Genomic DNA, 21,500 nt, shown 5'->3' on the forward strand with positions numbered 1-21,500 from the left:
TTCAGGGATTACTATTGGCTTTAAGCCTGGTATCTGTTTGAAGCTGGTGCCAATCCAGTTGAGATCCACCCATAGTTTGGTATATTTTATCACGAGAATTGGTGCTGGAAAAAGCACTGAGATTGGCGCCCATAGGGCTTGGAATCTGATCACTGATCAAATAGGAAGCTTTTTTTGCTTCGATCAACGTTCCAGGTTGCTCATAATCTGCCACTAATAGAAGTTCCACTTCAGGCCTTTCCCAGTCTTTAAGATCATTGACCATGCATTCGATGGCATCGTATTTATAGGCTCTTCCCTTTTGGGTAACCAGCTGGGCGGCATGCTGTTGATCTACAATTGTCATCCGACAAAATTGACAGAAGTCTTTTCCGTAATGGATGTCTTCAGGCTTGATATCACAGGAATTCAAAGTCAAACTCAGTGGAAGAAGCATCAGGAAAGCGGCATTTATTCCTGTCCCCCTATTTTTCCCGATAAAAAAGGCTAGTAGAGACAATCCCATTGCAGCTCCCATCAGGTAGGCTCCGACTTTGGGTAAAGAGATGGCCCGGAAATTCAAGATTGTCTTCGCTCCTATCAAGGGAGGCTGGTAAGACATGGGATTTCCATCCTCATCCGTGAATTTGATAGGAGCTTTATCTGCCAGTTCGTGGCCATATTCGTATTCCCATTGATAAAAATCATACATGCCGATTGCCCCAAAAATCAGCATCAAACAAAACCAGACCAGGTATAGGTTTCTTTTACCAACCAAGGCTAAAATCAATCCTAAAAGCACCATCCCTCCCACTACATAGGGGAAAATGGAAAACTCAGGAATCACTTCAGGGATTTCCTTCATCCCCACGTAATGATTCATGATGTTGATGTTTTTGATATCATTATCATTAACTCCATGGAATTTGTTGATGTAGATATCCATTCCCAATGGTTCAGGGTACTGAGGAGCTTCCAATGTGATATTCCACAAGGGAAAAACAAATACTGATCCCATTAGAATTGCCGCAAAGAGCATAATTATTTTAGAGCGTTTCATTCTGATTTTTTTATGGAATGATTGAGGCTGTTCCTTAGCCTTTTGGGAGAATCAGAGTGAGCACCTTTCACAAGGAAAGGTGTTCATTCTGACTGTGGTGATAAATTCAACTTTTGAAACAGCTTTTTTTGGGTGTTTATTCACCATCTAGGCTCCAACTCAAAGGAATTGTTGAGTTTTGTGGAGATACTCTGACATAGCCCTGCATCTCTTGGTGAAGAGCTGAACAAAAATCAGTACAGTAAAAGGGCCAAACCCCTACTCTTTTCGGTTCCCAAGTGAAGGTTTCGGTTTGTCCAGGCATAATCAATAGTTCAGATGTATTGGCTCCAATCATGGATATACCATGTGGAACATCATAATCCTGCTCCAGATTGGTCACATGGAAATAAACCTTATCACCTACTTTGATTCCCTCAATATTGTCCGGTGCAAAGTGGCTTCGGATAGTAGTCATATAGATATGAACCTCTTTTCCATTTCTTTCTACCCGAGTTTCACCTTCAGTTTTCACTGCATAAGGATGATGATTATCTTCGAGTTTAAAGATTTTTGTTTGATTTGGAGCGATCAGGTCTGCAGGACAAGCTGCAGCATAGTGGGGTTCACCTATGGTAGGAAAATCCAAAAGTAATTCCATTTTTTCACCTGAAATATCATAAAGTTGGGCAGATTGAGTAAGCTCAGGGCCAGTCGGTAAATAGCGGTCTTTAGTGATCTTATTCATTGCGACAGCATATTTACCCCACGGTTTCCTGGAGTTCCCTCCCGGTATCATCAAGTGCCCCACAGAGTAATAGGTTGGTTGTCTATCTATTACCTCCCATGTACCCACTTTCCATTTGACCACCTCAGAAGAAATAAAGAAAGTCGTATAACCATTTCCTTTGTCATCAAATTCAGTGTGCAAAGGCCCCAAACCAGCCTGTTCCACTACTCCACCAACTATATCGTCATAGTTTAAAATTGGAATACCGTATGCTTCACCATCAAATTTATTATTTTCAATGGCCTCCATCATTTTAGTAAATGAATGTGCTGTAAGAGAAGCTGACAATTTACCGCTTCCAATTATAAACTCACCAGTCGGATCTACATCGCAACCGTGTGGGGACTTAGGTGTTGGCAATAAATACACCAAACCAGGATATTTGGATGGATCGATGAACCTTACTTCTTTTTCCATGGTAGAAGTAGCCATGTGTGTAGATTCATCATATACATTATGCGCATAGGATGCTGGCATAGTCTCAAACTCTCCGGATTCAATCAATTCCTGGGCCTTTTTCCAGTTGATTGCAGCGATGAAATCTTTGTCATTTTGAGAAGCATTCACCTCTAGCAGTGTATTGGCTTCTTCGGTGTTGTAAGTGGTAAAAAACATCCAACCATGGGATTTTCCTCTTCCAGGGTGCGCCAAATCATAATTAAACCCAGGCATCATCACCTGAAAATCTATCTTCATATGACCTGTTTCCTCATCTACTTTAATAAAAGAAATAGCTCCTTTGAATTTCCCTTTGTATTCACTGATGGAAATATCCTCCTGAGGCACCGGCACGGAAAAACGCGTTCCTGCTACCACATATTCTGTGTTTTCAGTTACGAATGAGGAGCTGTGATTCCCTGCGCTGTTGGGTAGCTCAATAATCTCTTCGGTTTCAAAAGTAGATAGATTAATTCGAGCAATCCTGGGTGTATTGTTTCCATTGATAAAACACCATCTCCCATCGATTTCCCCATTGGTTTGTGACAAATCAGGGTGGTGAGCATCATCCCATGGAATAAATCCAAAGGAAGTTTCCAGCAAAGGTATAGTTTCCTCATTGTATCCATAAGCTTTTTCGGGATCTTGGGAAAAAACCGGAATGACTTTGAAAAGTCTGCCAGAAGGTAGCCCATATACGGAAAGTTGTCCACTGAAGCCTCCGGAGACAAAGGCGTAAAATTCATCATGTTCTCCTGGTGGTACATATACTCGCTCTGCAATATTACTACTCAGAGCACCACCTTTTTTCTCACCTTGACCACAGGATGTGGCCAACATTGCCAGGCCTAAGGCACAGACAAAAGAAAAGTTAAATAGCTTTTTCATAGTGTTTTGTTTGGGTTTTAGAAGTAGAGATTGTCCTACTTATTTATTTTTTATAATGTCCTGAAATACTCCAAAACTGCCCTTGCCTCATCTTCTGTTAGACTTTGATTGGCCATAGGAGAACCATTGAAGTCCATAATGAGCTTTTTAGCGATAGGATCTTCCACTACCATTTTGTCTGGTACCAAAATCATGTTCATGATCCAGGCAGGATTTCTTCTGTTTAAAATATCCTTGGGTGATGGGCCAATAAATTTTTTATCGGTTTTATGACAGGCTGTACATTTAGATTCGAAAATGGTTTGACCTGTTGTGGCCAAGGTTTCATCTATTTCATTGGGTAATGTGAATTCTTTTACTGGTCCCACTCCCTGGTAATCTTTCCAGTTTTCATAAGGATCAACAGCTGCCTTTGCCGCTTGTTGAGTTTGTACCCCGCCTTGGGATGATTGAGATTCTTTCTCTCCTCCGCAGGCAAAAACAAGAGATCCAATAGTGGCCAAAAACAGATTTTTGAATGTGCTTTTCATCTTTTAGGTGATTATTTAATTATCAAATTTGAATTCATTAAACAGTTCTTGGGCCCTTGGAAAAAGGATATTATTTTCCAAATGAATATGCTTATGGAGATCCTCTTCGAACTCTTGTAATATGGCATAGGTGACCTTAAAGGTCTGGCATCCATCTGGAGGGCAATTATAGCCTTTAGTAAGCTCAGCTATTTTCTCGAATCTTTTCCCTTCTTCGGCATGTTCATGTTCCATCATTTCAATGGGGTTTGATATATCTTTGAAATGCGGTTTAGATAGTGGGAATCCATCTTTCTTTGACTGAATCATTGCTTTCACATAAGGAAACAATACCAATTCTTCTTTTTTCATGTGGATTGTCAATGCGTTCGAACCATCAGTGAATAATTCATTAATTTGAAATAACTCAGGATGTCTTTCTCCGTGCACTTGGCAGAGTTTCTCCAAATACAGTCTGAGAACAGGAATGCTGGCTTCTACATATTGATGATGGACTTGGACGATCATATCCATCAATTGGTCTAATTCAAATGATTGCCAGTTTTGACTGTCTTTGGTTTTGAATATTTCCTCCAATTCAGAAATAATTTCATCCAAATTTTGGTTTTTGATTTTACAAGCTTCCTCCAACGTAATCCCTCCCCCACAGCAAAAATCAATTTGATGTGAAGTGAAAACAGTTGAAGTTTTAAAATTGGAGGCCACAATTTTCCCCACTTTAGTTTGTGCTAGATTTTTCATATTAGGGAGTTTAGGATCTTTTTATCTTTTATTAGTTTAATTTTTTTTATTTTATAATTTCAAAAACCTGTTACCGGCGATCAGCCCACTCTTTAATTCTTTCAATTGTGTTGTGGTCAAAACCCCTTTTAAATGATCTCGAATAGCCATGAATTTATCATGAGCTGGGCATGGGTGGGAAGAACTACATTCCTCCAATCCTAAAACACAATTTTTAACAATCCTATCTCCATCGATCGCGATGACTACTTCAAGCATAGTGATAGGTCGATCTACAACCCTGAACCCCCCACTTGGTCCTCTCAGTGACTGTAATAATCCAGCTCGTACGAGTACCTGCAAAATTTTTGCTGTAAATGCCTCAGGTGAGTCTATGGCTTTTGCTACTTCTTTCAAACCAGCCAGGTTTCCTTCACTCTGCACTGAAAACAAGTAAATCATAATCTTTAAGGCATATTCACAGGCTTTCGAAAACATATTTTGCTAATATTTTGAGTAAATGTATGCAGAAAATCTATTTCGGACAAATTTATCCTTTATTATTTTTGTACTAATTTCTAACTATCTTTTGGAATTGATTTTTGTAATTAAAGGATCCTTCTTTCCGGGGGAACTCCGCTTTTTTAACAATAACTATTCTTGTTTTCCAGAATCAAAAGCTCTGACTTTTATAAAAAATAGGTCCAAAGAGAAGCACAGGCATTAAATTTTTAACTTGATTTTGAACCCAAACGAGTTCTGAATGAATATGAATACTTCTTTACTTTTTACACTTTTAAACTCAACCGTTTTGAATCTAACTCATTATTTAATAAACCCGTTAATTATAAAAACACCTGATTATGTGGTCAGTAATAAAATTTTCAGGAACAGTGTTCATTAGCTTTTTTGCCATGATTGTGGTGCATAAAGTCAGCTAAAAGTTTACCACTTAGGGTATAAAGTTAAGTGACACTTAATTATCTTGAAAGCATGCTTTCAAGGCTTTATTCAAACCTTAAAAAGTAAACGGGATGGGGCCACCAAGAAGACCCAAAATGAGAACTGTTGAGGCAGTTGTCAAGGACTGAATATGTGACTTAATTTTACCACCCTTGGTAAACATTGGTTTGAAGACATACATTTTATCATACTCTACCAAATTGTCTTGCTCCTGTTGATCATCTTTCCCTTTAATAAGATTTGAATAAAAGGTTCGAATCCCCCACTCTCTGCTTCAAAAAAACGCCCTGCAGGTTGAGACTGCAGGGCTTTTTTATTGGATTGCTGGTATACTTAAATGCTAGCTCTCAAATGCTCCATTAATTCATCAATATCCTTTCCTAATTCTTTGGAATCCGTCTTTTTGATGTTGGAAATAATCAAACTTAGAATTTCCAAGTGTTCGATCTCTGCATTCTTCTGTCCTTTATTTCCCGCCATTTTCCAAACCTCATTGTAAGATTTTTTGACTTCACCTAAGTTTACCTTAGGGGTTCCCAAAATCAGCTGGGTTAATTGGATCGTGGCCAGATTTGCATAGGTCCAATAATCCTTTTCTTCTTCCAGTTTCTTCTCACACCTACTTTTCAGTTCATCCAATGCTTTTCTAGCATCTAGTGGAATCAATGTAATACTTGGTTTTCCCTCCAATAGCATCGCCAACCTTTCTAAGGAAAGCCAGTTTGTCAAAGGGTAAGGATCCTTGAAACCACTCATACTAGCAGCTTTTTCATAATAGGAAATCGATTCTTTAAGGGATTTGACACTTTGTTTGACACCCATCTTTTGCTGCACAAACATTTTTCGTTTGTAAGTACTTCCCATCAAACTTAATCGCTCCCTCGTTTGACCAAATTTGAGTAGGTTCTCAAAATCAGCAATTACCACATCCATTTCCTTAATCGTCTCTGGTCCACTGATCGATTCTTCCAAGAAATTCTTCACCGCAAACTTGGCTCTTACATTCCCATATTGCTCAACGGACTTCATCGAATAGGTAGCTCTATTCGAGGATAGAAGCTTTTGATAGCATGTGATGGAACTCGCATAATTATTCAGCCCATTATATAAGGCCGCTGTAAGCTCTACAATTCGATCATTTTCCAGCCCTGTTTTTTCTGTTGCTTCTACCAACTTGTTCACCCTACCAAGCACATACTCATGGTCGTTTTGATTGGCCTCTAATTGATGTAAAAGGTTCTGCAATTCAATTTCCACCTCTTCTTCTACCAAGACTCCTGAACCTCCGGATCGATCTCTGGTTCCTTCAGAAAGGTTATAAAATGGATCACCATAACATTGGAATGCCCCCCAGGTATTTGTTCTTCTTCCAAATTCCTCATAGATCCTTTTCCTTGACCTTTTTATAGCCTCTCCAAACCCAACTCCTGAGAACATGTACTTATAAAACTGCCGTGCAAATTCCAATGCTGCCGAATCATCAACAGCCCAACCAGCTACCACCACTGCTCTTGCCCCATTATTGATTAATTGAGTTCCAATATTTGCTGCAAACTTGTTTCGCTGCTGACTTTCCTTCTCAGACTCTTGATTCATTTGACCCAGATAACAACAGTTCACAAAAACCATTTCTGCTGTTTCACTCATCCCTGCAATCTGCCCTGGTGTTAAGAATGTATCATTCCCAATGACCATTCCAGTTGCCTTTTTGCTACCATAATTAAAAACTCCATGGCCTGCCAAATGAACTATTTTATGATTTTTGGAGAAGAGCTTTAAAAAAATCTCTGATGCATTGGTGTTGATGAGACTTTGTGTGGTGTACCCAGCATCTTTAAGCAAACTCGAAACCATTTCCGCCTCTCTCTTTGCTCCTGGCAATTGCGTCATGAACTGGTCCAATTGGGGGTCACCTATGACCAATGCTGTTTTATCTTTTACCCTAGAGGTCTTTTCCCTGAAATTCCCTGTGGATAACTGTCTTACCATTCCTGTATGGATGCAAAGTGGAACCGCATTTAAATCCTCTTGGATCATCTCCCAAGGGTATTCCGCTGAAGCAATATCCAATACCCATGAGATATTGTTTTGCCTTTTCAATTCCTCTTTGAAACTAAAAGGAACCAACAACTCAAACATGGTTTTTGCAATCTCCGGGGAATATTGATTATTCAAGGTCATGTCCCTTAGCAAAATCTCCAAGGTTTTGTTATTGGATTGAACCTCTTCCACTTTTTCACTTGCTCCACTCGTCGCAACCGAAATCTTGAGAATTTCAGAGGATTCTTTGAGCTCTTCCCTCACCGTAATTCTAGTCCACCAATCTGAAGAATTATCATATGGGATTCTCCACCTTTTACCCAATTTTGACTTCAATCCTTTTCCCTTGAACACCATGTTAAAGTCTCTGCTATCGCTGTTTTGCAATTGCTGGACTGATTTCAATATGGACAAGGCTTTGTCATGGAAAATCTCTATGAATTCTAATTCTTCAATAACTTTTATTTTTGATTCATAAAAATTTCTAATATTTCTATTTGCCCGCTGAACACCTTGAACGATCGCTCTAATGGAGCTCTCTGTAGACAAACCCCCATAGGTATTTGCAATCGCTATGACGGAAATCCCAATTGTCTCATCTGAAACCTCTTCTTCAGGGGTATTTTTGATGGTCAGATACCTGGACACTCCTTTTTCGATGGAAACCATCAACTGAAATGCAGATAATTCGCCAGGAACTCCCAAACCCACAATAACTCCACCCTTGAATTTTGTCTCCGCATCTTTATCAGCTAAAACAATTTGATTTGAACCGATTGGTCCCGGGTATAAACCTAGCCTCAACAACCTACTTAACTCGCCATTCAATTGATAATCAATTGCTTTTTCAGTAGTCAAAATTGAATCGTACTCAAAGTGTCCTGCTAATACTGGATAGTCTGCATATTTTAAATCTCCATGACTGACACATACTCGAATGGGAGCTTCTACATTCCACTTTTCCTCTTCCTTATCCAATCCAAGGATGCTGTTGACTACATGCTCTTCACTTATATCAAATACCTCTGTCTCTTTAGGAGCGAACTCTTGCTCTTCACCTCTTACCACCGGAAGACTGTTTTGTAATTTGGAGGTAGATCCATACATCAGCAAATCTTCAATCGCTGCAAACAACTTACTATCCTTCGAAAGCCCTCCATGGGTCACATTGCAGTAATAATATTGTCCTGCCTTTCTGATTCCATCAGGGATTCCAGATTTCCATGTCACACTCTCGTCCCCAGCATTGGTGGCATAAAAGACCAATTCTCCATCTTCAATGTCCAAATTCGAAACAGTAAAGTTCTTTTTACTGCTTTGTCCAGCTATATAAGTAATGTTACTATAGTCTATGGAGTCAGCCTCTGACAACACCTTGTTTTGATGCAGGGCAAACTCATCCAATACTTTTTTAGATGGAATTGGCCAAGAACTATCCCCTGAGGCAGCTCTCAATTTCTCCCAAAAACTCCTGCTTGAAAAGTCATGGTTTCCATTTTTGTTGATCGGCAACAGATTGAGTATTCCAGGAAAGTCACAAAAAACAGACAGCAGGTCTTTGGTATTATTTCTAATATCAATTTTACCCAACAGTCGGATTAAACTGTCTTTGCCAAAAAGCACATAAGGAATTCGATAAGACCCACCCAAAGGAGAGCCCAAAAAGACCGCCTTGAATCCAATGGACTTGTTCAGTGATTGCCAGGTTTCGGGATGATATAAAATAAAATCCCTGACCAACACCCCTCCCATACTATGGGCTACTATCTTGATGGGCTGGTTATACTTTAATAATTCTGAAACCTTTTCATTGAGTCTTTCAGCACTGACCTTTAAAGGTATTCTCCAGTCAAATTGAAACGTGAGCACCTCATAGCTCTTTTCTAGATTTTTCCCTAAGGCCTCGTAAGAAGTAGCAATCAATGAATCTGCTTGGATAGGCTGTTTACCGCTGTCTTTATAACTTAATTTGGACAAGTCGCCTTTCAAAAACCGGAAATAATTAATCCAAAGCATTTTCTCGTCTTTCAGGTTGGAACCCATGATTCCCGGCAAAAGAATGGCAATTGGTTTTTTCCCCGAAATCTTCTCTCGTTTGTAATCTCCTCCCTCAATTCCAAATACCCCTCTCTCCTTACTACTGGCCTGCGCAAAGGTGATGAAGCCTTCTGGCTCTTGGTCAATCAACGCATCTAATGCATCCACCACTGCTTTCAAAGTCCTAGGAGAAGAAAAGTATTTAAAGTGGTCTATCAGACCGCTTTTTTCTATAAAAACTGAAACATTCCCTTCTTTTCTCACTGCACCCCACTTCATACTTTCGGTATCCACTACCAAGTCGTTTTTATCCAAAAAGAAGAACTTACCAACTAAGACCACCAGACTTTTAAATCGTAAACTCAACTCACTACTACCCCCTACCACATACAAAGGAGATTGGATCACGATCTCTGATCCTTGATAATTCAAAGCCTTGATAAATGGAGACTTGGGATTCATGGCTTCTAAACCAGGAAGCACATCCACATCATCCTTACATGCAACGGCCTCCATAATCATCTCTTTGAAAGTGATAAATATTGGATTTCCGGCTTGCCCGGTTGCCAACCCGATCAAATTGAAGGTTACATTTAAAAATATATTCAATCGTTTGGAGGCCAGGGTGGTTCCGTTTGCCGGGCTGGCTACACGAACTACCTTATGAATGGTGATTTTTTTAGACTCCATCAAGGATTGAAGTTCCTTGATTACTTCTACATCACGGTCTCGATCATTGTCAACGAGAACCCCTAACTCTGCTGTATCAAACCCCCTTGAATCGGTACAAAACCTTGCAAAAACATCTGACACCAAACCTCCACGAGACTGACTGATCAAATCTAATTCAATCTCATCTGGGAGCTGACTGACTAAATCCAACACATTCTCAAGAGGACTGGTAGATAAGGTTCTATGCTGAAAAGCCAGAATTTGGTCAAGCCCATATTCACTGGTGTAAGTCTTCCAATCTTCAGAATCTTTCAAATCTCCAAAAGAACTTTTGGTAGATGAACCGGTACCATGCAAAAACAACAAATGTCTTTTGGAAGAGTCCAGCGCTTTGACTTCCTCTAATTCAAAATCCGGCAAACAATGGCATAAAATACCATACTTCACCTGTTCAAAGTCGTTTCCACGAAATGCCAGTTGTTTGTTTTCCAGGTTGATTGCCAACTCCCTCATTTTGGGCCGGATCACCTTTTTTTTCACAAAAATCTTCAACAGTTTGATTCCCACTTTTTTGAAGATGCCTCTATCCGTCTCTTCTGTGGCAATTTCATCGGGCAAAAAAAGCTCGTCTTCGCCAGCGGAACGCTTGAATCGCTCTGGGAAAATTTCACGAAGGGTTTCCTTGTCCCCTACCCAAATGCTGTCATCGTCAAATTCAAATTCAATAATATGATCATCATCTATTTCAATGGTTTGCTCCTCCACATCGCCACGGGTAGGGCTTAAAATAGTAAATGCCTGATCCAAACCATAATATTCAAAACCATTATCCTCCCCTTTAATAAACGGTAAATGGTCATTTCCTTTGAGCTTGAGTTTCAGTGTTGACATAGCAAAAATGGTCTTTGTTAAAGTGTTTTTTTCCTAAAAGGACAGAGTTTGAGTAGAAATCTGGATTGATGCCAAAGAAAAATTCAGAGATGAGAAAAAATCATCGTCCAATTTTCAAAAATCGGTGAGAGTAATCAGAAAACCCTATCCCAAAATCTTAAGTACAAATTATAATTTATTACTTGTATTTTCTTCCAAAATCAAAAGAATTGAAAAATTATGAGGGTGAAAACGAGTAAAAAACCCAATAATATCAGGGAGACAAAAAATAAACAAATAAAAAAATTGCTAGAATTCTTGAATCCTCTTTATATCCTCGATTAAGTCTTTCAAATTTTCTTTCAACTCAATAGGCTCCACAATCCGAATCATATCGGTCATATTAACTATACATCTTAAAAAATACTGCAGGGATGAGTTCATAAAAACCATCTCTGTTTCATCGCCTATTTGTTTTTCGGAAACAAAACCTAGGTTATACTTCTGGGTCTGTAAATATTTTAACCCTTCATTTTTAACCATCAATATGATTTGATGCAACTGATGCTCGTCTGACAATTGATCCAAAAACTCCTGTATACTGGGATGTTTTCCCAGTACAAAATTCTCTTCCAATACTAATAGTTGATCAAATCGATCTACTCGGAAAGTCCTGTAGTCTTTTCTCAGCCGACAATAAGCGATCAGATACCAATGTGAATAATGATGATAAATTCCTATAGGCTCTAGCTTTCGCTCGGAAGATTGCTGGGGTACAAAAGTGGTATATTTCCCAAATAGAACTTTCCGCTCTGATATTCCCTCCAGGACTTTTTGAAAGTTCTTACTTTTTTGTTTTTGGGTAGGAACCGAATTGGAGCCAATTACTTGAATCTGCGCATCTACTCTTCCAACGAGATCCTTCTCCTCAGATTTTAAAATGGCCTTGATCTTATATAATGCTTCCTTATAAAACCGGCTATTCTCCTCATCCATTGACTTCTCCAACAACTTTTCTGCCACTACAAATGCCAGCGCCTCTTGCTTGGTAAACATCACCGGCGGCAGCCTATACCCCTCTACCAGCGAATATCCCTGGCCTGCTTCTCCTATTATTGGAACCCCAGTTTCTTCCAATGCCCTGACATCTCTGTAGATGGTCCGAAGACTTACCCCAAAACGCTCCGCCAGTTCCACTGCCCGAATGGTCCTTTTGGATTGGAGGTGGGTTAAAATTGCAGTCAGTCTATCGATTCGATTCATTGGTAAGGAGCTATCTGATTGAATGGAAAATCAAATGAGCAAAAAATAAATCATTTTTTCATAACCCTACTGACATAAGGCTGACACTGGGTGCCTATACTTTTACCCTATCAACAAAAAACAACCGCATTATGGAAACGCAGATTATGAATCAAATCATCACAAAAGACCAACTTTTAACCCATTGGCAAGGACATAGAACCCTGAGCAGAAGAACGTTGGAAAAATTCCCCGAAAAGGAGCTTTTTGAGTTTAGCATTGGTGGAATGAGAAGCTATGCCGATTTAGTAAAAGAGATGTTGGCCATCGCAGCTCCTTCGGCAAAAGGTCTGGAAACAGGCAAATGGGAACCCCTTGATGAAGATAAAAAAGACTTGAAAACCAAAGAGGATTTACTGCAAGCTTGGGACCATGCAACGGAAGTAATCAATGGGGCTTGGAAGAATGTCCCTGATGAAATTTTTCAAAAGAAGGTAGTCGCTTTTGGTCAATATGAAAGTACTGGATATGGTCTAATTGCTTATGCCATTGAAAATGAAGTTCATCATAGAGGGCAGGGATATGTCTATCTGAGAGCATTAGGAATTGAACCTCCTTTCTTCTGGGAGCGGGAATAATCACAAAAGGCCCTTGTATTGCTTTCCAAGGGCCTTAATTTATTCCTTGTTGAAGCCATAAATGCCGTTTTCTCAGCGTTCGGACTTTCCAATGTCCCGATTTATAATAGATAAAAGCCACTATCGCTGCAAAGAGGTTAGAAATCGGGAAAGACCACCATATCCCTTCAAAACCTAAATCTGTTTGGTAGGAAAGGATAAACGCCAGCGGAAACCGCACGATCCACATATTGAAAACTGAAATCAACATGGAAGCCTGTGTAAAACGTGCCCCATTAAACAATCCATTTAATACTTGTTGAACTCCCAATAAGCCAAAACTTGGCGCCATTATCTTAATAAACTTGGACCCTTCTCGAATTACTTGAGGATCATTGGGAACAAAAAACCGGGTCAGTGGCTCTGCCAGTAGAAATAATATCAAGCCTACCCCCGTCAATCCAAAAAAGGCGATTTTACTGCTTAAATCCCCTATTTTTTCAGCACGTTTGATTTTAGCCGCTCCAATATTTTGACCGACAAGGGTCGTCGTGGCGATGGCAAAACCTAATGCAGGGACAATGACTAAGCTCAATATCCTGGCTCCAATTCCATAGGCAGCCACTACATTACTTCCAAAGCTTGTAACCAACATGACCATTACTGTCATGGCACCAGCCCTGGAGGACTGCTCCAAACTGGCTGGGATGCCTAAGGAAAACAATCGCTTCACCCACTCCCATTGGGGAATCATATCTCTTAACTTAATTCTTATCCCGCGCTTGCCTCCCAATAGAATTATCAACCCAACTACCGCAGAAATACCCTGTGTGATCACACTTGCTACTGCTGCTCCTGCTACCCCATAACCGGGGATAGATCCATAACCAAATATAAAAAGGGGATCCAATACCAAGTTTAGAAAAACAGTGCCCAACACGATATACATGGGAAGCAACACATTTCCGATTCCCCGCATTAAGGATTGAAAAACAAAAAACATAAATAGGAACACAAAGCCCCAAGAAGACACTTGAAAATAGGAAACTGAATCTTCTAGGATTTCAGGACCAGCTCCTATGAGTACCATTAAGGGTCTTGCGGAAAAAAAACCAACCACTGCTAAGAAAGAAGAAACCAACAATACCAAAGCCACCGTTTGTCCAGCAGAAAAATCAATCATTTTTTGATTGGAAGCGCCTTTGTATTGAGAAACAATAACGGTACCTGCCAAGGTCAACCCAGCACCTAAAGACAGGACTAAAAACAGGATCGGGAAACTGATACTCACTGCGGCAACGGCATTAGCACCTAATCTTCCAAGCCAGAACGTATCTATTAATTGGTAAGCAGTTTGAAGAATGTTGGCCATGATTATTGGCCAGGCTAGCATGGATAAAGATTTAAAAATGCTTCCTTCTAGCAACCCTTGCTCATTTTTCATACGCTTTTCATCTCCTATTAGTCTACCTATCAACAATCAATTTAGACTTAAAATAATTCCGAAAGGTATTCAAACAAAAAAAGGATTTAAAAGGACTTTCATCCATTTCAAATCCTTCTTATGTAGGGAATAAAAGCTTAATTAATCGTTACATCCACTTTCTTCCCTGTAATTCTTTCAAAGTCTTGTATCATCTCGGAAACAAGATCGGGATGCTGCTCTGCCAAATTTTGTTGTTGACCTATGTCTGATTTCAAATCATACAATTGAACATGGGGATCATTTCCTATCTCTATATTCACCGTCTCAATTTTTGCAGCTCCTTTATGAGGAGGAATCATCACATAGTCTCCTTTTCTAATTGCCAGCCTACTGGTTGCCTCCAATATCAATTCATCCCTTCCCTGATCTGATTTTCCCAGAAATACATGCAGGAAATCCTCACTATCCTCCCCTTTTTTTGTACTACCCGCTAAGCGTCCCAAAGATGTCATCAAGTCAATTTGAGAAACTAACGCATCAGAAACTCCTGGTTGAATGGTTCCTTTCCAATAGGTAAAAAACGGAACTCTTGTTCCTGCCTCAAATAAACTATACTTCCCTCCTCTCAGAGGACCCGCAGGGGTATGATCTCCAAGCATCTCTACGGCATTGTCATAATACCCATCATTCAAAACAGGACCATTGTCGCTGGAAAAAACTATCAAGGTATTTTCTAATAATCCTTCTTCTTCCAAAGTTTTTATAAACTCTCCTAGTACCCAATCTGCTTCAACAATGACATCTCCACGTGGCCCCATTCCTGAAGAGCCCACAAATCTAGGGTGGGGTGTTCTAGGGACATGTGGCTGTTGGAGCGCATAATACAAGAAAAATGGTTCTTCCTTATGGGTTTTCACATAGTCCTGAGCCTTCTTCAAAAAGTGATCAGCCATATCCACATCACTCCATTTGGCAGATGCCCCTCCTTTCATAAAACCAATTCTGGGAATCCCATTGACGATGCTATTGTTATGCCCATGATGCCATTTCATGGTCAATAATTCCGGGTTATCCAGCCCGGTTGGCTCACCTTCAAAATTGCTTGAATAGTCCACTTCAATAGGATCATTTGGATCCAAACCATCTACATCGCCATTGTGGATATATACCGTGGGAACCCGATCCTGAGTAGCAGCCAATATGTAACTGTAATCAAAGCCCACTTCATTCGGTCCCGGAGAAATATGTTCATTCCAATTGGTAGTTCCATCGCCAAGGCCCAAATGCCATTTTCCTACGATCCCGGTATAATAGCCTTGTTCTCTTAATAGCTTAGGCAATGTCAATTGTGCCGTATCGATAATCAAAGGAGCTGTCCCAGGCAAAATATGGGCGTTTTTATTTCTCCATGGATAAGTGCCCGTAAGTAAGGCATAACGGCTTGGTGTACAGGTGGCAGAGGAAGCGTAGCCATTGGTAAACCTTACCCCTCCATTGGCCAAGCGATCCATAGTCGGGGTATTGATTTCTGTGGCTCCATAAGCCCCCATATCCCCATACCCCAAATCATCCATATAGATGATCACAATATTGGGTTTGGATGGCTGCTCTTTAGCATCTCCTTCCGTACCAGAAGAACAACTTACTAGGACAGTCATCAGCCCTATCCCTAGTGATAAAAGAAAAGTAGATTTTAGGTTCATGTGTTATAGATAATCAAATTTATTTTTTGTCTAAAAGCATGGAATTACTTCCATTTTTCAACTGTTGGTAGGTTTCAATTTCATCCAAATCCTGGAAATCAGTTTGATTTACCCAACCATACTTCACATCCTCTCCCTTAAGGTAGCGCTCATAAAAATTTACTCCTCCCTGATCTGCATAAGGATACCTTTCTAGAACATCTCCTTTACCAAACATTCTTGGATCCCCTTGTTCGGTCAATGCAGTCACCATTTCCATGCGCATTTCCTGGAGAATATCCTGGTATCCTTCCTCCAATGCCAAATTTCTCATACAGTCGGGATCATTCTTAATATCATACAATTCTTCTTCATTTCTTTTCCCAAATGACCAATTCCAAAATTGAAATGTATCTGGGGAATAAATACTATTTAAAATCACCGTTTTGGTTGCACCTCCATCCGTATTCAGGTATCCAGTCTCCGGATTACCTACAGGCCATCTATCGGTTTTGTAGTTTTTCAGGTAAAGCATCCCCTCTTTGACCATCCCACGAATCGGATATCCTGCATCATTGGGTCTACCCACATCATGTCGCTCCTTTCCAATCAAAACTCGGTCCCTAAAACCGGTAACTTTTCCTTCTTTTTCTGAAAATAAAATCTCCGTTAAGCTCTTGCCTGTAATAGTTTCCATTCCCGAATTTTCTTCAGAAATCCCTGCCAATTCTAAAAAGGTAGGGGCAAAATCAATAAAGCTTACCAAGTCCTCTACCTTTCTACCCGTAGACTTAATTCCTGCAGGCCACATCATCGCCAAAGGTAAATGGTTTGAATATTCGTATTCCTGTCCCTTGATCCTTGGGAATGCCATGCCATTATCGGAAGTAACTATGACCAAGGTATTCTCCAACTGTCCAGATGCTTCCAATTGATCCAGCATTTTTCCTAGCTGCTTGTCAAAATATTCAATCTCGTAAGCATAATCCAAAAGGTCCGTTCTGACAGAATCCACTTGAGGCCAGAATGAATAAATATCCTCATCCTTCACTTGGCTAAGTTGCTTTCCACCCTTGGCTATGCCGGAGCCATATTCATAACCTCTATGAGGTTCTAAACCACCATACCAAAAAAAGAAAGGTTCTCCCTCTTTATTGTCTTTCAAAAAAGCTTCAAAATTGGCCGCATAATCTACATTGCTGATATGAGGCGTGGGCGGATTTAACGTTAGTTCACTGTACCGATGAACCAATAAATCTCTTGGACTTCCATCTGCATGTTTTGCTACCCCTGGCGCCCAACCTTTCCCCGTATAGCCAACATGGTATCCATTTTCAGACAAGGATTCTGCAACAGACTTAAACTTCACGGGAAAATAAGCCCAATGATTGACCGCTTCTTCCAATTGCCAGGAGTTCCTGCCCGTCAAAATATTGGATCTGGAAGGTCCACATTTTGCATTTGGGGTATAGGCATTTTGAAAAAGAATACCCTGAGCTGCAACCCGGTCAAAATTAGGAGTATTGATCCAATCACTTCCATAAGCCCCCATATGCATATAGGTGACATCGTCCATGATCGCAAATAAGATATTCGGTTGCTGGGGAAACTTATCTTCTGAGTTGCTACAACTAAAAAGGAAGAATAGTACAAAAGCATAAGTAGTTAATTTCATCAGGTTCTTACTCATCATGTTAGTATTCCCTTTTCTTCTACTTAAAAACAGGGGCATTTTGGGTTTTCATGTTGTTAAAATATGACCAAACTTCAAATGATAATTCCGATTTAGGTCGATACCAAAGAAGATGAGCCTTTCTATGTACCTTCAGGCAAACAAATAACCTGTTGAAGTCCTTCATATCTGAAATCAAATTACTTGGTCAATTCCCATTATCCAAACTAATACGTAGATCCTATCAGAAATTATCAACTAGGAACCATCAATGGATAAAACTCAAAGAAATCGAAAAAAAACACAACGATTGATGCGTTTCTAGGAAAGACCACGTCACAGTTGTGAAAAATTAATTAACCTACTATTATGCTTAACAAAGTGAAAAATTGGTCTAACAAACATTTAAGATCATTACTTGCCCTGTTACTTATTGGCGCTACAGTTTCTTTAACCAGCTGCTTTGATGATGATGAAACCATTCCTGTACCCCCTGCAGCTTACGTTTTAGTGTACCAAGGTTCTCCCGATGCTCCAGAAATGGATATTTATGCAAATCAGAACAAAATCAACAACTACCCAATCAAGTATGCAGATGGGGTTAATTATGGCCCATTCTATACTGGAGAAAGAACGTTTAAATTTACTTCAGTCAATTCCTTGAGTTCCATTTTAGAAAAGGATTTCACCATCAAAGAGGATAGTGTCTATTCTATTTTCGTATTAGATCAACTATCTCAGATCGACGCAATCTTGGTTCAGGATGAATGGGAAGAGCCTGTTGCCGAAGAAGCCCAACTTAGATTGGTCCACTTATCTCCTGATGCTGGAGATGTTATTTTAGAAATCTCAGAACAAGAGTCTGCTTTTGTAAGTGATCTGGCTTTTGGAACTGCAAGTGATTTTGAAGGAATTGAAGCTGGGACGTTCGACCTAACGGTTAAGTCTTCCACTACCGGAGAAACCTTGGTCACAGCAACCGATATTGAGCTGAAAGGTAACCGTGTAATTACATTAATCTTAAGGGGTTTAACATCAAGCACCGATAATGACAAAAAGATTGATCTACAGCTGATCACCAATTATGTCAATTATTAATAGTTAATCTCCGTCAGTAACATCCCAGGGCTTCGGCTTTGGGATTTTTTTTTTGCGTGTACCTAAATGTCTTCCAAAATGGACAAAATGTTTCCCGCAGGATCTTTAAACCAGGCGATTAAGGGTCCTGAATTTCTGCAGATACCCTTTTCATCTGTTTTGATGGGATCTTGGTACTGCTCAAATACCACACCTTTTGCAATCAATTCGTCCACCGCTTTTTCCACATCTTTTACAGGAAAATTCAATACAGTGAACGTGGCAGGCTGATGATTGGTCTTAGGATAAATCATGATTTGATTGTCATCCGGGAATTTGAGACAAAGTATTCCCATAGGCAATTTCTCCACCTCCACCCCTAAAATCTCCCTATAAAAAATTTTTGCCTCATGAAGATCGTCTACAGAGAACCCACCGAATGCTTTTGTATTCGTAAACATAGTGTTAAAAGGTTTTAATTGTTAAACAACACAGGAAATTCAGGGGCTATTGTATAAATCCAATTTCTACAAAAAAATATAAAAAAAAAGGTTTGAAGACATATATTCTTCAAACCCTTCAAGGAAAGCTGGAAATTTTATCTGTTTCTTACTTTTCTGAACCTCCGAAATTTAACTTGAGGCTAGCCCCAAACATTCCGAAATTTGTCCCAAATCCTGAAATAGATCTCAACTGGTGATTGTAAAAAGGCATGACCAGATAATTGGCATGTTTTGTCTCCACCAATCGAATATTCACCCCAAAATTAAGCGTAGCAAATGGGTAGAATTTAGAATCTTCTGTTTGCAATACTTCTGTTTGGGATACGGCTACGCTGGATAATGCAAATGCACTGCTATTCGCATCTGAGAAGTTATTGACTGCAACCTGTTCATTGATGGTAGTGCTTTGTTCCGCATTTTGGTTTATCGCATAAAGGTTGGAAAATCCCGCTTGAATGGAGACCGCATTATTTCTAGTTACCGGGTATTTGAAATAAACCGGCAGCTCCAATTGAACCTGCTGAATATTTTGCTTTTCCACCTGAGAGGTACGATATCCGGCAATGGTCACGGGCATTTGAGACTTATTTTGCTGACTCATATAATTCAACCCAAAGCCAGAACCAATTGTCAATTTCCCAGGGAGATCCACATCCAATAACATCCCAACTCCAATGCTTGAGGCAGTGGTATTCACATCATCTTGCTGAATGGTTCCAAAGCCTGGGGATACACCCATCCCCAAGGAAACCGTGGTATGATCTTTTGGAATCTCAGGAAAATCCTCTTCCTCAACTTTCGCTATCAGTTGATTATCCTGTTCTTTTTTGATTTTTACCACTGTTTCCTGCGCTGCTTGAGCTTCAGGTTGCTGGTCCAGTGTTGCAATCAATCCGGAAGTGGAAGTTGGCTGTTCGGTATTTTTCTTTACCTCTTCTTTTATTGGATTACCGGTTATTGGATTAGCAGTCTCCTGCTCTTCCATTTCCTTCACCTCTTCCAGTGCAATCAAATTTTCTGTTTTACCTGCTTTGCTGAAAGAAGGTATTACCTCCGTATTCTGAACTGATCTCTCTGCCTCAATTTCCTCATCCGGTTCCTTACTGCTACTGCCATTATTCGGCTGAAGTTGATGAGACTCAGCCAATAATTCCGGCTCAGGACTTTTGCCCTCTTCCTCTTTTACATCTGAATCGGAGGCATCATCTTGAATCGGTTTCTCTTCCTGCTGTTGGAATGGTTCTGATCGCATTTCCGTGGCAACCAACTCCTGATCAGGTATAAGGTCACTTTGGAAGAATACTTGACTGATTCCAACCAATAGAAGTAAAGAGGCCGCTACTGCACCCATCCAATAATAGGAAGCACGACGTTTCCTGGAATTCCTCACTTTTTGGAATTCCTCCCATGCCCCGATTTCATAAGGCAATTGCCCCTCCTCCAGATGTTTTTTCAGGGAAGAAGCAATCCATTCATCCGACTTATCTTCCTTCATATTCTTTTAAATGTATATGGACCAATTGTCGAAGTTTAACCTTGGCTCGAGTCAAATAAACTCTAGACGAGCCTTCCGTTATCCCCATTCTATCCGAAATTTCCTTATGACTGTACCCCTCCACTTCATAGAGATTGAATACTAGCTTTTGATCTTCCGGCAATTGGTTTATTAGCTTTAATATATCCTCAAACCCCAAACTTGACAGGGCGTTTACCTCTACCTCATTGGGTATATCTATTTCTAAATCAAGATGACTTTGATACTTCTTGTTTTTTCTATAATAATCTATGGCCGTATTGACGGTGATCCTTCTAAGCCAAGCTTTCACAGTTTTAAAGCTTTCGACTTTCTTGATGGAAGCAAAAAATTTTAAAAAGGCATCATTGGTGATTTCCAATGCCAAATCCCGCTCCTTGGAATAGGACAGACTGATTCCCATGACATAGCCATAGTACTTTTTGTAGAATACCTCTTCATGTTTGGCAGACCTCCGTTTGCAACCGGCGATCAACTCCTCTTCCGTATAGTTCAATTCAATACGCTATTTCTTAGACAGCCAAAGTTGGCTGATTTTTTTCTATTCTTATTTCATCATTAGGCATAGTTCTTCGTACCTAATCCAAAACCGAATGATCTATACGGTGAAAATTCTTAAGATGATACATTCCCGAATCTTCAAACTCATTCAATTCTCCTTGATTAATTAAACATTGCTCTATTAAACCGCATGCATTACCATTGTCTTCGAGCGTAAACCCAAAAAAGAACAACAATAAAATCACCTTAATAAAGACTTTCATGATGGTTTTTCAACCAT

At 39.9% G+C, this 21,500-nt stretch carries 16 protein-coding genes; 2 read left to right on the top strand and 14 right to left on the bottom strand.

Annotation, left to right across the window (positions count from 1 at the left end; translation table 11 throughout):
• Position 1 precedes the first annotated feature (1 nt).
• The 7 genes from BUR11_RS10520 to BUR11_RS10555 form a co-directional block, all read right to left on the bottom strand.
• Entirely contained in the window at positions 2-1,039 is a 1,038-nt protein-coding gene (locus BUR11_RS10520) for a nitrous oxide reductase accessory protein NosL (RefSeq protein WP_084560926.1), read from the bottom strand.
• Positions 1,040-1,175: 136 nt separating this feature from the next.
• Positions 1,176-3,134 carry a Sec-dependent nitrous-oxide reductase gene (gene nosZ, locus BUR11_RS10525; RefSeq protein WP_074224769.1) on the bottom strand — a complete coding sequence of 653 codons (1,959 nt, stop codon included), beginning with the start codon at positions 3,132-3,134 and terminating at the stop codon, positions 1,176-1,178.
• A 50-nt stretch (positions 3,135-3,184) separates the two neighbouring features.
• Positions 3,185-3,664, bottom strand: a complete 480-nt coding sequence (locus tag BUR11_RS10530; RefSeq protein WP_074224770.1) for a c-type cytochrome — start codon at positions 3,662-3,664, stop codon at positions 3,185-3,187.
• A gap of 15 nt (positions 3,665-3,679) precedes the next feature.
• On the bottom strand, positions 3,680-4,405 hold the full coding sequence (gene ric / locus BUR11_RS10535; RefSeq protein ID WP_074224771.1) for an iron-sulfur cluster repair di-iron protein: 726 nt from the start codon (positions 4,403-4,405) through the stop codon (positions 3,680-3,682).
• 51 nt (positions 4,406-4,456) lie between these two features.
• Positions 4,457-4,882: an RrF2 family transcriptional regulator gene (locus BUR11_RS10540; protein WP_074224772.1), complete on the bottom strand. Its 426-nt coding sequence runs from the start codon at positions 4,880-4,882 to the stop codon at positions 4,457-4,459.
• 798 nt (positions 4,883-5,680) lie between these two features.
• Positions 5,681-10,987 carry a CHAT domain-containing protein gene (locus BUR11_RS10550; protein WP_074224774.1) on the bottom strand — a complete coding sequence of 1,769 codons (5,307 nt, stop codon included), beginning with the start codon at positions 10,985-10,987 and terminating at the stop codon, positions 5,681-5,683.
• Between the two features lie 288 nt (positions 10,988-11,275).
• Positions 11,276-12,229 carry a helix-turn-helix transcriptional regulator gene (locus BUR11_RS10555; RefSeq protein ID WP_074224775.1) on the bottom strand — a complete coding sequence of 318 codons (954 nt, stop codon included), beginning with the start codon at positions 12,227-12,229 and terminating at the stop codon, positions 11,276-11,278.
• Between the two features lie 131 nt (positions 12,230-12,360).
• On the opposite strand from BUR11_RS10555, the gene BUR11_RS10560 reads away from it, so the two are divergent.
• Entirely contained in the window at positions 12,361-12,846 is a 486-nt protein-coding gene (locus BUR11_RS10560; protein WP_074224776.1) for a DinB family protein, read from the top strand.
• Positions 12,847-12,880: 34 nt separating this feature from the next.
• Here the strand turns inward: BUR11_RS10560 and BUR11_RS10565 are convergent, their stop codons facing one another.
• The 3 genes from BUR11_RS10565 to BUR11_RS10575 form a co-directional block, all read right to left on the bottom strand.
• Positions 12,881-14,269 (bottom strand): MATE family efflux transporter, encoded by a 1,389-nt coding sequence (locus tag BUR11_RS10565; protein WP_074224777.1) that lies wholly within the window; start codon positions 14,267-14,269, stop codon positions 12,881-12,883.
• 137 nt (positions 14,270-14,406) lie between these two features.
• Complete coding sequence (locus tag BUR11_RS10570; protein WP_074224778.1) at positions 14,407-15,954, bottom strand: sulfatase family protein; 1,548 nt, start codon at positions 15,952-15,954, stop codon at positions 14,407-14,409.
• 19 nt (positions 15,955-15,973) lie between these two features.
• Complete coding sequence (locus BUR11_RS10575; protein ID WP_234982143.1) at positions 15,974-17,665, bottom strand: sulfatase family protein; 1,692 nt, start codon at positions 17,663-17,665, stop codon at positions 15,974-15,976.
• Positions 17,666-17,974: 309 nt separating this feature from the next.
• On the opposite strand from BUR11_RS10575, the gene BUR11_RS10580 reads away from it, so the two are divergent.
• Positions 17,975-18,703 (top strand): DUF4397 domain-containing protein, encoded by a 729-nt coding sequence (locus BUR11_RS10580; protein ID WP_074224779.1) that lies wholly within the window; start codon positions 17,975-17,977, stop codon positions 18,701-18,703.
• Positions 18,704-18,765: 62 nt separating this feature from the next.
• On the opposite strand, the gene BUR11_RS10585 is transcribed toward BUR11_RS10580, so the two are convergent.
• From BUR11_RS10585 to BUR11_RS10600, 4 genes are all read right to left on the bottom strand, one after another.
• Positions 18,766-19,143 carry a VOC family protein gene (locus tag BUR11_RS10585; protein WP_074224780.1) on the bottom strand — a complete coding sequence of 126 codons (378 nt, stop codon included), beginning with the start codon at positions 19,141-19,143 and terminating at the stop codon, positions 18,766-18,768.
• A gap of 148 nt (positions 19,144-19,291) precedes the next feature.
• On the bottom strand, positions 19,292-20,680 hold the full coding sequence (locus tag BUR11_RS10590; protein ID WP_074224781.1) for an outer membrane beta-barrel protein: 1,389 nt from the start codon (positions 20,678-20,680) through the stop codon (positions 19,292-19,294).
• On the bottom strand, positions 20,667-21,215 hold the full coding sequence (locus BUR11_RS10595; RefSeq protein WP_084560927.1) for an RNA polymerase sigma factor: 549 nt from the start codon (positions 21,213-21,215) through the stop codon (positions 20,667-20,669). Before BUR11_RS10595 ends, BUR11_RS10590 begins: the two co-directional genes overlap by 14 nt.
• An 82-nt stretch (positions 21,216-21,297) precedes the next feature.
• Complete coding sequence (locus BUR11_RS10600; RefSeq protein WP_074224783.1) at positions 21,298-21,483, bottom strand: hypothetical protein; 186 nt, start codon at positions 21,481-21,483, stop codon at positions 21,298-21,300.
• Between the last annotated feature and the right edge of the window lie 17 nt (positions 21,484-21,500).

This window comes from Algoriphagus halophilus (assembly GCF_900129785.1).
GTDB lineage: Bacteria > Bacteroidota > Bacteroidia > Cytophagales > Cyclobacteriaceae > Algoriphagus > Algoriphagus halophilus.